Origin of the sequence: Schaalia canis (genome assembly GCF_003858455.1) — a bacterium.
Classification (GTDB): domain Bacteria; phylum Actinomycetota; class Actinomycetes; order Actinomycetales; family Actinomycetaceae; genus Pauljensenia; species Pauljensenia canis.
This window is the reverse complement of the sequence record NZ_RQZF01000008.1, coordinates 55,646-70,901: the sequence shown is the minus strand read 5'-3', so window position 1 is coordinate 70,901 and position 15,256 is coordinate 55,646. Positions and strand designations below refer to the sequence as shown.

The following is a 15,256-nucleotide window of genomic DNA, read 5'->3' as shown; positions in this document are numbered from 1 at the left end:
CAGTCAGACGACAGCCTGCGTGTTTGCATTCCGCTGCTGGTGGAATGGACACTATGAGTCTTTTTGCTGCGTGTGAAAGCCTCACCTTGCCGACGCAGTGCGTGGGGTGTGGGCGATGGGATACGGGACTGTGCGATGAGTGTGCAGCGCTTTCTGGTCGTTTTCCCGACGGGTGGGCCATTCTTGACGGCGACGGTGACGACCTTCCAATGTGGACCCTGGGGGATTATGAGGGGAGTTTGCGACGTATTCTTCTGGCGGCAAAACATCGTGACCGCGCTGATACGGATGCTTTCCTATGGCGGGCTGGGCGCACTCTTGGTCTGAGTATGAGCCGAAGTCGCATGATGGGCGGCGCTGAGGATATTTGGGTAGTGCCAGCGCCCTCACGATGGCGACGCCGCTGGAATGGACGAGAGGTTGCCTGTGTCATTGCACACGGGGTGGCGCGGGGCATATACGAGGGATGCGGTGTGCGCGTTCGGCTTGTCCAGGCCTGTGCTTTGCGTTGGGGTGCGGGCACTCAGGCTGGGCGTAGTGGTGCCGAGCGGCGACGAGGGCGGGCGGGAACAATGCGGTGCCGCTTGATGGTGCCCCGGCAAGTCGAGGTCGTGTTGGTCGATGATGTGGTGACGACAGGGGCGACGATTCGTGAAATGAGTCGGGTCATGAATGCTCGGATCGTGGGTGTCGGTGCGCTATGCCACGTCGCTCGATGAAAATTTTCGCATCCCAGGCATCTATGATGCGGATCACCCCTAGAGCGTAGTATTGTGTGTCACAACACAGTCGGCGGGAACTCATCACCCGCCGGTGCAGATGGGAGGTGGTAGCCGGACGCACAGCCCAAGGCGATGACGCACTTGGGATCCACCACGCGGGGTTAAAACCCGCTCTTACTCCCATGGAGGAACATCATGGACATCACTGTTGTGGCACGTAACGCCGAGATCCACCCCAACTTCCGTGAGTACATCGAAGAGAAGGTCTCCAAAGTCACCCAGTTCTACCCTCGCGCTCAGAGGATCGATGTTGAACTCACTCACCAGCGCAACCCCCGTCAAGCCGACACCGCCGAGCGGATTGAGCTGACGGTTTATGGGAAGGGTCCAGTGATTCGAGCTGAAGCCGAATCTGCCGATCGTTACGCCGCAGTGGATATCGCAGCAGGAAAGCTTTTCGAGCGCCTACGCCGACTCCGCGACCGTGCAAAGGATCATCGTCGTTACCCAGGTATTGACGACATTGAACTGGCAGAGATTCCAGTTGATCTGCCGGTCGAAGAGGTCGAAGAAGTCGAGGTTGACGATCATCTGCGTTCAGCAGAAGACCTCAAGGTCGGAGAGGCTCGTGAAGAACAACTGGGTGATTCCCCGGTCATTGTCCGTCAAAAGGTGCATGAGGCTGAGCCAATGAGTGTTGACGAGGCTCTCTATCAGATGGAACTCGTTGGACACCCGTTCTTCCTCTTCGTTGACAAGGACACGAAGCAGCCGTGCGTGGTCTACCACCGCCATGGCTGGACCTATGGTGTCTTCCGCCTCAACGTTCAGGTCTGCGACGACTAGAAGACTCTATTCGTCACTGACATGCTGTCATAGTTCTGGGGCCACCGCGAAGAAGCGGTGGCCCCAGAACCGTGTCCGCGCCGTTGTGTGGCGGATGTCTTCCGGGGTGTGTGATGTACGGGTTAACGCTGAATGTACGTGGTGGACCACGTACATTCAGCGCCATCCTGTACATCGGGCGATAACCCGGATGCCGTATCTCATGGGGGAGGGGTAAAAGGTGTGCGTCGCCTGCGCTCTGGGCGAACGTGTGCAAGGCAATGAGGAAAAAGGCACCGCATAAACGTAAAATAGATGGGGTATGCGCCAATGCGTACCCGAAAGCGTAATGGCTTTTGGCCATGATCTCAGGAGCACCTGTGTCCCTCATTGACAAGATCCTTCGTGCAGGCGAAGGCCGCACCCTGAAAAAGCTCGACCGTATTGCTCACCAGGTTGACGCCCTTCGGGAAGACTTCGAAGCCCTCACCGATGAGGAGCTGCGCGCCAAAACCGCGGAGTTTAAGCAACGCCTCAACGAAGGTGAAACCCTTGATGACCTGATGGTGGAGGCTTTCGCTACCGTGCGTGAAGCCGCATGGCGTACGCTGCGTCAGCGCCCCTTCCATGTGCAGGTCATGGGTGCTGCTGCCCTGCACCTGGGCAATATTGCCGAAATGAAGACCGGTGAGGGCAAGACCCTTGTGGCAACAATGCCCTCCTACCTGCGTTCCCTCACCGGTGACGGCGTGCATGTTGTGACGGTGAATGACTACCTCGCCAAGTACCAGTCTGACCTCATGGCCCGAGTCTTTAACTTCCTCGATGTTTCGGTGGGTTGTATCCTCGTGGGTCAATCTCCCGACGAACGCCGCGCGCAGTACAACGCTGACATTACCTACGGCACCAATAATGAATTCGGCTTCGACTACCTGCGTGACAATATGGCCCAGCGCGTTGAAGATATGGTTCAGCGCGGCCATAACTACGTCATCGTCGATGAGGTCGACTCCATCCTCATTGATGAAGCCCGTACTCCTTTGATCATTTCAGGCCCGGCAACTGGCGACGTGAACCGCTGGTACACCGAGTTTGCTCGTATCGTCCGCAACCTTGAGGCTGGCGTTGATTACGAGGTTGATGAGAAGAAGAAAACCATTGGCGTTCTCGAACCGGGTATTGACAAGGTCGAAGATGAGTTGGGTGTCGAAAACCTCTACGAGGCGGCCAATACTCCACTAATTGGTTTCCTGAACAACGCTATTCGCGCCAAGGAACTTTTCCATCGTGATCGCGACTACATCATCGCTGATGGTGAGGTCCTCATCGTTGATGAGCACACGGGTCGTTCCCTGCCGGGCCGCCGCTACAACGAGGGTATGCACCAGGCTATTGAGGCGAAGGAAGGGGTGGAGATCAAGGCAGAAAACCAGACTCTTGCCTCGATCACGCTGCAGAACTACTTCCGCCTTTACCCTGAGGGCTCCCGCGCGGGTATGACGGGTACCGCAGAGACTGAAGCTGCTGAATTCGTCTCCACCTACAAGATCGGCGTTGTCCCGATTCCCACGAATAAGCCGGTTCAACGTATTGACCAGCCTGATTTCGTCTATCCCTCCTTGCAGGGCAAGCTCAACGCGATCATTGACGATATCGCTGAGCGCCATGCTGCTGGCCAGCCGGTTCTTGTTGGTACAGCGTCGGTGGAAAGCTCTGAGCTGGTGTCAGATATGCTCAAGAAGCGTCGCATCCCCCACCAGGTTCTTAACGCCAAGCAGCACGCTCGTGAAGCTCAGGTTGTTGCTATGGCTGGCCGTAAGGGCGCTGTCACCGTCGCCACCAATATGGCTGGTCGAGGCACCGACATTATGCTCGGCGGCAACTCTGAGTTCATTGCCCAGGCGAACCTCGCTCACCGTGGTCTTGATCCGAAGCTCAACCCGGAAGAGTACCGCGCGGCATGGCCTGATGCTTTGGCCGAGGCCGACGCTGCCGTACAAGCTGAACGTGAAGAGGTTCGTGAACTTGGTGGCCTGTACGTTCTGGGAACGGAACGTCACGAATCGCGTCGTATCGACAACCAGCTTCGCGGCCGTTCGGGACGTCAGGGAGACCCGGGTGAATCCCGTTTCTACCTGTCGATGCAAGATGATCTTATGCGTCTGTTTAGTTCAGGCCTTGCCCAGCGCATCATGGCTTCAGGTGCCTACCCTGAGGACATGCCCCTAGAGTCGAAGGTCGTGTCGCGTTCAATCGCTTCGGCTCAAAGCCAGGTGGAGGGCCGCAACTTTGAGATCCGCAAGAACGTCCTCAAGTATGACGATGTGATGACTGGTCAGCGTGAACTCATTTACGAAGAACGCCGCCGCGTGCTTGAAGGTGAGGACCTGCAAGATCAGATGCTGGGCTTCATGGAGCGACTGATTATCGGCCTTGTTGACGAGAAGACCGCTAACCTGTCGCCCCGCGAGTGGAATCTCGACGAGCTGTGGGACATGCTCCGCGCCTACTACCCGCCGTCAGTCACCTACCAGGAGGTCGAGCAGGCTCACGGCGGTAAGGGGTCACTGGTACGTGAGGAGCTCATCAACGAGCTTGTGGGCGACATTCACTCCGTGTACGCAGATGCTGAAGATCGCCTGGCCCAAAACCCCATTGCTCTGCAGCAGCTCGGCCCTGAGCCGATGCGCACACTGGAACGTCGTGTTGTTATCGGAACGGTGGACCGCCTCTGGCGCGAACACCTCTACGAGATGGATTACCTGAAGGAAGGTATTGGCCTGCGCGCGATGGGCCAACGCGATCCCCTCGTGGAGTATCGTGATGAGGGCGCCAAGATGTTCAACATCATGATGGAGCGTATTCGTGAAGAATCCGTCCAGGCTGTCTTTGGGTATAGCCGCCAGTTTGATGTGGTGCTTGCCCAAGCAGTTGAGGCTGCGGCTGCCGAGCAGCAAGCAGCTGAACAGGGTGGTGCCCAGGTGGAGGAAGAAACGGAGGCTCCCTCACGAGTGGCTGGTGCTGCGGCTGCGAAGGCTCGGGCAGTTATGGGTGATCTTGGTCGTGAGAAACGCGCCGAACGATTGCAGTATTCCGCTCCTTCTGAGACAGGCACTGACTCTGGGATGAATCGGGCTCAGCGCCGCGCCGCCAAGAAAGGCCGCAGGTAAAGGGCCGAGGTATTCCTCCTGGAGAGTGAGGAACTCAGCAGAGCTTTAGAGAATATCGAGGGCAGTGGCGATCCACCGCCCTCGATATTCTTCTATGCGGACTGATACGGCACGTCGACGGCTCCGCGTTTGGACGATGACACAGCTTTCGACAATGCGCTCACTAATTGAGCAGGTGCGCCAACGGACGAGGGTGCAGGTGCCGGGAGCCACCCCTTCATCGACGGCGCAGCCCCGAGCGAGTGCAAGCTCGTCGTATAGTTCAGGGAGCACCCATCGGCGTACCTGTGCCAGTGGCCGAGTGCCTTGCAGAATCTCCACCAGTCCGAGGGCGAGATTAGCCGCCCACGTTCCAGCAGCGGGAAGGTTCTTGTTCCACACTGTCGAAGTATGAGAATCTCGCAGGCGCTCACGCAGAATTGCGACATCGCCACGAGGGAGATCGCGGGCCATGTCCCATCGGAAACAGAGGCCATGGTTGCGGGGGATCCGAACAGGGGCGCTGTTCCTTGATGGCATCTGACGCTGCTGGTGGGGCAGGCGTCGTAGGGTTGTCTGGGTCTGTTGGTATGGGCGTGAAGCAAGCGCAGTTGACATAGCAGACTCCTAGAAAGATGCGGGCAGTGTAAGAACTGTGCCCGGAAGGATGAGATCAGGATTTGAGCCAATAGTGGTGCGGTTAAGCGAATAGAGACGTTGCCAGGCATCGTTGATAGCCGCGTCAGAGCTTTGTTCCCCCAGGAGGGCGGCTGCAATATCCCACAGGCATTCCCCTTCGCGGACGATATGGCTGCGAGAGGAGCTCTCCCTATCTGCACTGTTGGGAGTGCGAAGCATGTCTGTGGAGAGAGAGTGGGAGGTAATGTCCGTGTGATCGCTGTCGTACTGGGCCTGAGCTGCGCTTATTCCGGCCTGTTGTCCCTCATGGCGTGCGGCAGAACTGTCGGGGCGCACATATGGGCCGTGGATGTAAACGCTACCTGTATCGGCAGAAGCTGGTGCGTAGCGGCCGCTGTGCTCAAGACGCTGCTTTGCATCCTGTGCAACAGGGTTTGGCGAGGCCGCTGAGATGGCCGGCCCAGTGGTGGGAGTGCGTGCAGGTACGGTCGCTGACGAGGGCGAAGGCGCGGGCGCCGGCACGTGTGCTATTGGCGGTCCGCTTTGGAGGGGGTCTGCCTCTGCGGCACTGTCGGGTATCCCAGGCGAGGAAAGTAGTGGGGAGGGGAGCAGGGGCAAAGATGACAGTGGGGAGGGGAGGGGAGCCGCGTCGGAGCCTTCGCTAGCCCCTGATGGTTCAGGAGATGCCTCAGGGAAGACAGCGGGTTCAGATACGCTCATTGGTGCATCGACCTGGGGAATCTCGGGGGATGGCAGATCTGACGCGAAAGCAAGTGGGGTGACCCCGAGGCTGAAAGTAGAGACCCCAAGTGCGAGCTTAGCTCCTGAGCGCATGAGAATGCGGCGTGCATGCTGTGTGCCCCATCGAGAAATGAAGCCTGTGCAAGCTCGCGTTAGCCATGCTGGGGCGCTCCGTAGGTTTCCCAAATGGGCGAGGGCGGCGTTGAAAAGATTCCATGCGGCCAACACTGTGCCTGCAATGCTGATGATGAGGAGAAAACCTTCATGTGGCTGTGGTGCGGGACGCGCCTGTAGGTTCTGCCAGATGTGAGCGGCTATTGCCCCTAAGCCCACGGATGACACAAGAAGGAAGAGATCCCATCCCAGGAGCGCGAGGACTCCTGCACGCGATGCGCGCGCAAGGTCTGAGGTCTTTGCCTCGCTTTGGTCTGAATAATTCCGTCTCATGCCGAATCATCTCGTATCGTGTCAGTTCATTGCAGTTGTTTGTGTCAATAGTGTTGCCTAAGAAGTGCTTGATGTCAACTGGGTGCAGTTCATGCGTTTTTGTGGCAGGCTGAAGTTATGGATTTAAGCCTCTTTCTGGCCGATATGGAAAGCCGCTTCGACCAACAGCGGAGAGATGAGCATGACGAGATGCTTATCGAAATGCTCGACGCAGAGCGCGCGACTGTCTCCTACGCAGAGCGTCTCCTTGCCACTCTCCATCGGGAAATAGAACTCACCTTGAGAGGAGGTCAGCGCCTCAAGGGGCGTGTTGGTGACGTTGCCCTTCAGTGGATACGGCTAGAAGGCGAGAGAGATCAGCACATTATTCCCCTCCATGCCATCGTGGCGGCTGTGGGGCTTGGCGCAACGACTACCAACGCTGACTCCCCGGCGTACCGTGTGTCGATCGGTCATCTTTTGCGAGGGCTCGGGGAAAGGCGCGCGGCTCTGGTGATCGATCATGATGCAGGTCAGTACAGTGGGCGCTTGCAGGCCACTTACGCTGATCATTTTGACATCGTCATGGGCGGCAGGGATTCATGGGATCTGCGGGATCAGAGTCCATCAGTCACCGTCTCGCTCTCGCTGTTGGGAGTGCAAAAAATTACCCTTGCACGTCACTGGCAAGGGTAAGGAAGGAGTTGGCCGTGCGGATATGCTGTCGCACGGTCACAGCGCTCGTGGAAAGAGGAGGAATGTGGATTATTAGTCGAGCTGTGCGCTCTTGACTCGCTCCCGGGTAGCTGCGTACTGATCTTGGATGTACTGCTCAAGAACAGTGTCCTCGATCCGCCATGCCTTCTTTCCGCCAACCTGGATAGCGGGAAGTTCTCCAGAATTGACCAAAGAGCGAGCCGCTGAAGGCGTAAGGTTCAAAATCTCAGCAACATCGGTCAGGGTGAGAAAACGTGGGCTCATGGAAATATCATGCCACTTCCCATCGGTTCGCGCGAAATGATGATGTTCCCTGTGGATAACTGAGAAGTGCCACAGACGTCCCTTCTGAGAAAAAATTAGCCTGTGGATAAGCCTCCTTGCGAAGAAAAATGCGCAATGATGTGAGAATGGTTAGTCATCGACGCTCTATTTCCATACCGCGCTCCACAAGCGTATGGAAAGATCCACGCCTCGTTATTGGAGTCATTATCCTGCTTGTCTCCATCATCGCCTGCACCCAACTCATCGCTTCAGCGCGCGCAGGCATCCCGGTGTACCGTGCGACCCGCCCGATCGCACAAGGAGAAGCCCTCGGCGCACACAACACCGTCGTTATCGATGCCCGACCAGAATCCACCGCCTACCTCCCCGGAGGTGAACTGCCGGATAAGGCTCAGGCAGCAATCAATATCGGCGCAGGAGAACTCATCGCCCGTTCTGCTGTCACCACCGACGCACTAAAAGACCGGCGCAATATCGTGATCGCCGTCTCTGACGGACTGCCTGATACCGTGACCCCCGGAACCACACTTGAACTCTGGTTCGTCCCCAGCTCACAGATCGGCGCTAAGGAGAGTCCTAAACCCAGCCTTGTCACAGGGGAAGCAACACTGGTGAAAGTCCTCGGTGAGTCAGGCATCCTCGCAGGCCAAGGCTCACTTCGTATCGAAGTCCGCCTCAACTCCTCTGATATATCAGGAATTCTGGAAAGCGCCCATGGAAACGGCACGCTTTCTGCTGTACCGGTGGGACTATGATGACCCCCGCACACCCACACGCCCCCGTATCAATTGCCCTGTGTATCCCAGACGATGCCGACACCCACATACTTGCCCAGCTAGAAGAACACGCGCGCACGCTGAAGGTCGTCCGTCGCTGCGCCGACCTCGTTGAATTGGAAGCGGCTGCGCGGGCAGGTATCGCACAGATCGGTGTTCTCAGCGGTAACGACCCCGACTGCGACAAGCCTTTTATTCAAAGCCTCCACGATGCGGGGATGAAAGTCATCCTCCTCCAGGACTACACCCCCTCAGGCGAAGCCATCGGAACTCAAAGCCTGATGGACCTCAAACCCGACCTGCTCGCTCCCGCACTCGATCCAGAAAGAATTGCGCACGCTCTTCTCAGCCTCGCACGCGGACAGAGCGCGGATCAGCATGACCCGGGCTCACCTGCCGCGAATACAGTACAAGCGCATGCGAGTGTGCAGAGCAGCCCTAACTTAGACCTTTCCCACGCCAAGAGCGAACACCCGCCAGCAGGCACTGATGGGGCATCCTCGTCCGCCGACATCTCAGCCCAGGATGCTGATCGCAACCAGAGCAGCGATGAGGCTCTCACAGACCCACAGGTCAATGGGCAAGATCCACACGAACACAACCAAGCCGCCCATCGCAACGAGGTTGAGGATGAGCACCCCCTCACCCCCGCTGATAGCGCTTGGCTGCACAATGCCGCCACTCGCCAGCGCCCAGGAAAAATCATCGCCATCTGGGGAACCAGCGGCGCTCCGGGGCGTACAACCGTTGCCATCAACCTTGCGGCCTCCCTCCAGCACACAAATGCGCTGCCTCGCATGGAGGTGCTCCTCATTGACGCCGATACCTACTCGCCTTCAGTCGCCCACGCACTGGGAATGAGCACGGACGTCTCATCCCTATCTGCCATTGCTAGATACGCCGCGCGAGGAGAAGTACACGCAGAACACATCGACAGCGCCCAACAAGTCAGTGATGAGGGAATTGTGACCCTCACAGGGCTAAGCTCGCCCCACCGATGGCGCGAAGCATCACCCGCAGCACTGACGCAATGCCTACAGGCAGCGCGCGAACAGAACGAATATGTCATTGTTGACTGCGCCTCGGGCACCCTCGATCCCCTGGATGAGTTTGGACGCTTCAACGCAGGACGAGATGAGGCCACCGCCGCAGTTCTTCAAGCAGCCGACCTCGTTGTCGTCGTCGCTCGCTCCGACGCGGAAGGATTGCACCGCCTCATATACTCCTTGGAATGGTTGCGCACACACATCACCGGAGCCCAGGTGCACATTGTTGCCAATATGGTCTCTGAGCACCGAGCAGGCTCACGTCCAGCGCAAGCTATTGCCCAAGCTCTTGCGCCCTACCTTCCCGGAGAAGACATCTCCCTCATCTACGAAGATCCCCTCGTGCTCAAGGCACAACTCCAAGGTCGCTCGGTCATATCAGCACCTCACAAGGGCTCAGCAGAGCGTGACTTTGCTGAACTTTCCCAGCGGCTTTTACGGATACTCGCTCACACAGAACGCCCCATTTCCAGCGATCAAATTCCCACGCGCCCCCGGGCACGACACAGAAAAATCCAGGCTCCACGGATGCTTTCACTGGCCCAAAACCTGAGAAAACGACGCAAAGCTCAGACGCGCGACAGGTCATAAGTAGGCGAAAAAGCGCAGCTATGACACACTGGCCCTATGCGTGTCTATGTTCCAGTACTCAGCCACGAGCTCACCGGGGAACACCCCCCTGTTCGCACGGCATGGATGGCCCTCATCCCGCAGGGGACTCATCCTGAAGAAGCCGAAGTGATTGAGGATGATGCCCAAACAGAAGCCTGCTTGGATGGCCTGACACTCCTGCGCGATACATCCCCGCAGGGCGCCTTACGCCGTATTGTCCTCGCCGTTGATATTCCCGGCCGGGCCCCGCAAACGCAGGAGGCGGGCACCGATACCATTGAACCCCCAACATACGCGTGGGCAGACGTGGCCGCTATTCTCGCAGACGGAGCTGACGCCCAAGACGCGGTCAGGGCAGTGATCGACGCTGACGAGCAGGACGCTGCCGACAACGCTGTTTCTGAACTGTGGGATCACGCTCTCGAATGGTTCGACTCTTCCGAGCGACTAGGTTTAGCTGCCTCCCTTGCCTAAGCGCGGATCTTGACCGTCGATCCCTCCTTGGAGCTCCACCGCACCTGAATTTGATCGGGGATGAGCGTTGCCATCTCGTGAACGTGGCTAATCACGCCCACTGTTCGACCCGAATCACGTAAACGGTGAAGCTGAGCCATAACCGTCTCAAGGGTCGCAGCATCAAGGGAGCCAAAGCCCTCATCGATAAACATCGTATGCAGCTCCACGCCCCCGTTTTCTCCAGTGACAACATCAGCAAGACCAAGAGCAAGGGAAAGCGAGACATAGAAAGACTCCCCACCTGAAAGCGTGCTGGGCAGACGCGTTGTCTCAGTGTCGTGATCAACGACTGCCACCCCCAGGCCCGACTTGCGAGACTGTGAGCCATCATCGTCAACACGAATGAGCTCGTAGCGGCCTTGGGAGATCGCCAACAGGCGTGGGTTGGCCGCAGCAAGCACTTCCTCAAAACGCGCCATGAGCACCCAGGCCGCCAGGGGAGTGCGCGTCAGATTCTCCGGCGTTGTCGCTGAAGCCAAAGCATGAAGCCGCCGAGCTGGTTCAGCAGCCTGTACTGCCGCCTCAAAGGCCGCATTGGCTTGGCGGAACCTGTCGATTGCGCGCTGTGCAGACTCGTCGTGGGCAGCCGCGCGCTCGTGACGGGCAAGCGCCTGGGTATAGGCATCCTCTGCGGCCGATAGTTGTTCGCAAAAATGCACCAAGCGGACATCTTCATCACCTCGAAGATCCTCAAAAGCGGGATTCTTGAGGCCATCACGAGCGCTCGCCACGGCAGCGTGGTAGGCGTCGAGCCGACTTTCCACGCCGTTTAACTCTTCTGCGCTGCGCAAGCGTTCACGGCACTCGGTCACCGCCCGTCCAACCTTTTGGAGATCTTCCAATTCCGTGTCTCCAGTTGGGTCAATACCCGCATCGAGACAGTCAATATAGGCAGCGGCAGGAATCTTGATGGAGAGCGCCTGGCTGAGCCGTGCCGCTGATGCAGAAAATGCCTCGCTCTGGTGTGCCCACTCTGTCAGAGACGATATCACCTGCTCAACGACGCTAATGCGAGCCGCCAGGGCCTCATCATGAGCGCTCAATGAAGCGAAAGGAGCAGCGGCCTCATGGCAGCGTTGCCGATCGGCAGCAATGCCCGTAGCCAGCAGGTCACGTTGCTGCGTGAGCGCAGCAGCTTGCTCCCGTAGCTCCACGCTTTGCGTGAGGGCTCGCTGGTGTTGCTCCCGGAGTTCTTCGATTCTTGCGCTGAGAGAGGCAAGGTCGGAAGCAGCTTGCTGGGCCACCTGCAGATCCGCCTCTGCGGCGTCAATGGCCGCACGGAGTTCTTCGCAGGAACCATTAGCGTTGAGACGCTCCTGCTGGAGGCGCATGGTCAAATGGGCGAGAGCATCACGGTGGCTCAGGAAAGCCCGATCCGCAGCCTGACGGGCAGCGTCCGCTTCCTCTACGTGAGCGTGGCTGACGGCCTCGCCTTCCACCTGAGGTGTTGCGGGGGATGGGTGGGTGGCTGAACCACAAACAGGGCAGGGGGTGTCATCGTTGAGTTCACGGGCCAGAGCCGAGGCAGCGTCCGCCATCCATGCTGTGCGAAGTGCGCGGGCGTGAGCATCCGCCTGCTGGGCAGCCTGGGCCGCCTCATCGACCTTTCGCTGAGCCTCAGGGATGCGGGCCTCGTCCTCTTCAGCAGTGCGCGCGTGCTCGTAGCGTTGCCGCAGTGACTGTAATTTTTCCTCGTACAAAGGCAGGTCGTGGGCGCTACCTTGGGCCTGCGCATAATCCTTTTGTGCCTGCTCGAGGCGCGTGGGTAATTCGCTGATAAGAACCTCAGCTTGCTCGCGGGAGGAATCAATATCAGCGATGCGCTGCGCAAGGTCTGCCAGATTGGCCTCGCGTTCAGCAAGGCCTTCTTCAACAGGGAGCAGATCGCTCAGACGCGCGCGGAGTTTTTCGCAGGCTGTGGCGTGTGCACGCAAGTTGCTCAGAGGAACAGGCAGAGCAGTTTTTTCTTCCTCGTCGCCGCGTGCCGTGTTGCTCCAGGTCAGGCAGAGCGTGTGAAGAGACTCTGGTAGGGGGAGATCTTGCGAGGATTGACCTTCGAGCTGGTCAAGATCAAGACGCGCCTGCGCATGAGCGGCGCGGAGAGCCTGATACGAGGCATCAAAATCCTCAATGAAAGGGCGGGCGATCTCGGCCTCGCGCGCCTGGGTGAGCTCCTGGCGTAGAGCAGTGATTTCTTCAGCTTGGCCCTCAAGCTCCGTAAGGCGCTGAACGAGGCTGTCGCGGGTGGCGAGGTCGGATGCCGCCTGCTGGGCACGTTGCTCGTGGCGGCGGGCATCAGCGAGGGCTTCCTTCCGTCGCTCATGCTCCTCTTTGAGGCGTTCGCCGCGGTGTTCGAGAAGCTGCGTGAGACGCATAATCAGCGTCTCATCATCTTCTGGGGCGTCTATCGAAAAGAGGTCACCTTCGACAGAGGGAGCATGAGGCGCGGTGGAGTCAGCGGAAGAGTTGAGCTCATCGGAGGCGTTGAGTTGATACAGCTCAGTGAGTTCGTGAAGCTGGGCGCGGGCCTCGCTGACTCCAGCCCGGGCCGCATCAACGGCTGCAGCCTGCTCGTTTGCAGCCTCACGGAAGCGTTCTTGCAGAGCTTGGTAAATGTGTGTGCCGAAAACATCTTGGAGAATCTCACGACGTGCCTCTGAACGGGCACTGAGGAAGGTCGCGAACTTTCCCTGCGGAAGAACGACCGTCTGCAGGAACTGTTCCTTCTTGAGGCCAACAAGTGCGGTAATCTCTGCGTCGGCTTCAGCATGGGATCTCGATAGCGTTTCAACGCTATGAAATGCGCCTTCCTTATCCTCGGTTACTCGTTCAAGCTGGACGGTCGCATTGACCTTGGTTTTACGCCCGGGCTTGACGTAGCTCGGGGTTCGAGTGACTCGATAGAAACCCGACATGACTTCAAAGACGCACTCCACGCGGGAGGGATCATTGGGGGCACAGTATGAGGAACGCAGACGATCCTTCGACGCATCCGAAAGGCGGGCAACATCACCGTAGAGAGCAAAGGTAATGGCATCAATGATCGATGATTTTCCTGAACCTGTCGGGCCTTCCAAAAGGAAAATGCCAGACGCGTCGAAGCGAGAAAAATCAATAGTCGCCGCGCGTGCAAAGGGGCCCATGCCCTCAATCCGCAGATAGTGGAGCTTCATATTTAGACCTCCCCGCCGATGGATGTGTTGTGAGCCGACACGCTATCCATAGATGCTTCAGTGGCCGGTGCCCCTGCAGGGCCACTGGCTCTGTCGCCTCGTTCGATAATGCGCAGATCCGTCCACAGGTCATCAATGAGCTGACGTTCCGCATCATTAAGTGCCGCTCCGCTTATCTCTTCAAAGAAATCGACAGCGACATCATGGGCAGAGCGCCCTTCACGCACTGCGGCGGCACTTGAAGCGCGAGGAGAATACGTTCCTTCATGCATGACCACCAGCGCGTGAGGAAAAACCTCGCGAACTCGGGTGGTCATCTGCGGCGGACGCGCATCGTCGGTGACAGTAATTGACACAAAATGCGAACGCAGAGCAGCGTAATCCTCACCGAGGACCGCTTCGAAAGAATCTCGAATAACACTGAGCGGGCGTAGACACGGCGTCGCTAGATGTTTCATGGAGCGCACACCGTCGGAGCCAAGTTCCACAAGCGTCACCAGCTTGGGGGTGGCGGCCTCAGAAAATGAGTAGGCGATAGGGGACCCCGCGTAGCGAATTGGTGAGGTTGAGCCCTGAATATCTTGAGGACGATGCAGGTGGCCGGCCGCAATGTAGTCAAAACCATCAAAGGTTGCTGCGCCAACATTTTCAACGCCTCCGACGCGAATGTCACGTTCAGAGTCAGAAGGCGTGGCGCCGGTAATAAACGCATGCACCATGACGATTGCCGGAGCAGCGTCGCCACTATCAAGGCGCTTCTGGCGATCAGCACGAATGAGGGTCATGGCGGCATCCATCACGGCTTGGTGGGAGCGGCCAACGAGTGGAACAGCACTGCCGTCACCCTCCGCGAGGGGCCCTTCTTCCTCTCCTGAAGGCAGGCCCTCTTGGCCTGTGGAAGGAAAATTCAAAGGCAGTTCACCTTGGGAGGCAATGCCTGGGGAAAGGAGAGCGGAGCGAGAAACAGCAGTGGGAGAAGAAGACGCTGGAGGAATACTTCGAGACGTGAGAACCGCAAGACCTTCGCCAAGTTCTTGGCGGACGAGGTCAGGCTCAAGGTAGGGGATGGGGTAGACAAGGCACCTTTGGCCATCATTTCCGACACACTCAATAGGAGTGCCAATAGCTGAAACTGGACTGACAATGCGTAATTGAGGCTGCATGAGGTCAGCGGCAAAGCCCAAGCGCAGTGCAGAATCGTGATTGCCCGGCATGGCGATGACGGTTGCGTGCTGACACAAACGCGATAGTGCATCCGACAAGCGCCGCACCTCACGCACAGGTGGAACAGCTCGGTCAAAGATGTCGCCAGAGATCAAGAGAACATCAACGTCGTGCTCATGAAGCTGGCCCTCCAGCCAGTCAATGAAAGCATCAACGGCATCAGAAAGATCTGCCCCGTGCAGGGAACGACCAAAGTGCCAATCCGACGTGTGCAGAATCCTCATGACCTAAGTGTGCCTGCCTGACCCCGTATTTGAGGACACGACGCACGCGCAGCACAGTCACATCAGTGTGAGAGGTCATTCAGGCACGCCCCTCACACAGCAGTTGGCCTGGGCGTGGAGCACCCGCCTAGCAGCACCGTTACACGACAGGGCTGCTATTTCTTGTTCGTCGTCTGACTAA

The 15,256-nt window shown here is 58.1% G+C and carries 12 protein-coding genes; 7 read left to right on the top strand and 5 right to left on the bottom strand.

Going from position 1 to position 15,256, the window contains the following annotated elements; all coding sequences use genetic code 11:
• Nucleotides 1-53: 53 nt before the first annotated feature.
• From EII11_RS07820 to secA, 3 genes are all read left to right on the top strand, one after another.
• Nucleotides 54-719 (top strand): ComF family protein, encoded by a 666-nt coding sequence (locus EII11_RS07820; protein ID WP_124871139.1) that lies wholly within the window; start codon nt 54-56, stop codon nt 717-719.
• Nucleotides 720-917: 198 nt separating this feature from the next.
• Entirely contained in the window at nt 918-1,568 is a 651-nt protein-coding gene (hpf, locus tag EII11_RS07815) for a ribosome hibernation-promoting factor, HPF/YfiA family (RefSeq protein WP_124871136.1), read from the top strand.
• Between the two features lie 359 nt (nt 1,569-1,927).
• A complete protein-coding gene (gene secA / locus EII11_RS07810; protein WP_124871133.1) occupies nt 1,928-4,717 on the top strand; it encodes a preprotein translocase subunit SecA in 2,790 nt (929 codons plus the stop codon).
• Nucleotides 4,718-4,762: 45 nt separating this feature from the next.
• Here secA and EII11_RS07805 read toward each other — a convergent pair whose 3' ends face one another.
• Together EII11_RS07805 and EII11_RS07800 are read right to left on the bottom strand one after the other, a co-directional pair.
• Nucleotides 4,763-5,314, bottom strand: coding sequence for an Rv3235 family protein (locus tag EII11_RS07805; RefSeq protein WP_124871130.1), 552 nt, complete (start codon nt 5,312-5,314; stop codon nt 4,763-4,765).
• 9 nt (nt 5,315-5,323) lie between these two features.
• Nucleotides 5,324-6,523 carry a LysM peptidoglycan-binding domain-containing protein gene (locus tag EII11_RS07800; protein ID WP_124871127.1) on the bottom strand — a complete coding sequence of 400 codons (1,200 nt, stop codon included), beginning with the start codon at nt 6,521-6,523 and terminating at the stop codon, nt 5,324-5,326.
• A gap of 117 nt (nt 6,524-6,640) precedes the next feature.
• Between EII11_RS07800 and EII11_RS07795 the strand changes: the two genes are divergently transcribed.
• Complete coding sequence (locus EII11_RS07795) at nt 6,641-7,198, top strand: hypothetical protein (protein WP_124871124.1); 558 nt, start codon at nt 6,641-6,643, stop codon at nt 7,196-7,198.
• A gap of 72 nt (nt 7,199-7,270) precedes the next feature.
• On the opposite strand, the gene EII11_RS07790 is transcribed toward EII11_RS07795, so the two are convergent.
• The gene (locus tag EII11_RS07790) at nt 7,271-7,483 is read right to left on the bottom strand and encodes a helix-turn-helix domain-containing protein (RefSeq protein ID WP_124871121.1); all 213 of its coding nucleotides are present in this window, start codon (nt 7,481-7,483) and stop codon (nt 7,271-7,273) included.
• Between the two features lie 146 nt (nt 7,484-7,629).
• Between EII11_RS07790 and EII11_RS07785 the strand changes: the two genes are divergently transcribed.
• The 3 genes from EII11_RS07785 to EII11_RS07775 are packed head-to-tail and all read left to right on the top strand — an operon-like array spanning nt 7,630 to nt 10,412.
• Nucleotides 7,630-8,259 carry a hypothetical protein gene (locus EII11_RS07785; RefSeq protein ID WP_124871118.1) on the top strand — a complete coding sequence of 210 codons (630 nt, stop codon included), beginning with the start codon at nt 7,630-7,632 and terminating at the stop codon, nt 8,257-8,259.
• Nucleotides 8,256-9,917, top strand: coding sequence for a CpaE/TadZ family protein (locus tag EII11_RS07780; protein ID WP_124871114.1), 1,662 nt, complete (start codon nt 8,256-8,258; stop codon nt 9,915-9,917). Before EII11_RS07785 ends, EII11_RS07780 begins: the two co-directional genes overlap by 4 nt.
• Before the next feature lie 36 nt (nt 9,918-9,953).
• Nucleotides 9,954-10,412, top strand: coding sequence for a DUF6912 family protein (locus EII11_RS07775; protein WP_124871111.1), 459 nt, complete (start codon nt 9,954-9,956; stop codon nt 10,410-10,412).
• On the opposite strand, the gene EII11_RS07770 is transcribed toward EII11_RS07775, so the two are convergent.
• Nucleotides 10,409-13,627, bottom strand: coding sequence for an AAA family ATPase (locus EII11_RS07770; RefSeq protein ID WP_124871108.1), 3,219 nt, complete (start codon nt 13,625-13,627; stop codon nt 10,409-10,411). The two genes, EII11_RS07775 and EII11_RS07770, sit on opposite strands and share 4 nt — an antisense overlap.
• A 2-nt stretch (nt 13,628-13,629) precedes the next feature.
• Nucleotides 13,630-15,075 (bottom strand): exonuclease SbcCD subunit D, encoded by a 1,446-nt coding sequence (locus EII11_RS07765; protein WP_124871106.1) that lies wholly within the window; start codon nt 15,073-15,075, stop codon nt 13,630-13,632.
• Nucleotides 15,076-15,256: the final 181 nt, after the last annotated feature.

Coding starts and splice junctions, on each gene's coding strand:
- EII11_RS07820 (WP_124871139.1), top strand. CDS start 54: ATGAGTCTTTTTGCTGCGTGTGAAAGCCTCACCTTGCCGACGCAGTGC.
- hpf (WP_124871136.1), top strand. CDS start 918: ATGGACATCACTGTTGTGGCACGTAACGCCGAGATCCACCCCAACTTC.
- EII11_RS07805 (WP_124871130.1), bottom strand. CDS start 5,314: ATGTCAACTGCGCTTGCTTCACGCCCATACCAACAGACCCAGACAACC.
- EII11_RS07800 (WP_124871127.1), bottom strand. CDS start 6,523: ATGAGACGGAATTATTCAGACCAAAGCGAGGCAAAGACCTCAGACCTT.
- EII11_RS07795 (WP_124871124.1), top strand. CDS start 6,641: ATGGATTTAAGCCTCTTTCTGGCCGATATGGAAAGCCGCTTCGACCAA.
- EII11_RS07790 (WP_124871121.1), bottom strand. CDS start 7,483: ATGAGCCCACGTTTTCTCACCCTGACCGATGTTGCTGAGATTTTGAAC.
- EII11_RS07785 (WP_124871118.1), top strand. CDS start 7,630: ATGGTTAGTCATCGACGCTCTATTTCCATACCGCGCTCCACAAGCGTA.
- EII11_RS07780 (WP_124871114.1), top strand. CDS start 8,256: ATGATGACCCCCGCACACCCACACGCCCCCGTATCAATTGCCCTGTGT.
- EII11_RS07775 (WP_124871111.1), top strand. CDS start 9,954: ATGCGTGTCTATGTTCCAGTACTCAGCCACGAGCTCACCGGGGAACAC.
- EII11_RS07770 (WP_124871108.1), bottom strand. CDS start 13,627: ATGAAGCTCCACTATCTGCGGATTGAGGGCATGGGCCCCTTTGCACGC.
- EII11_RS07765 (WP_124871106.1), bottom strand. CDS start 15,075: ATGAGGATTCTGCACACGTCGGATTGGCACTTTGGTCGTTCCCTGCAC.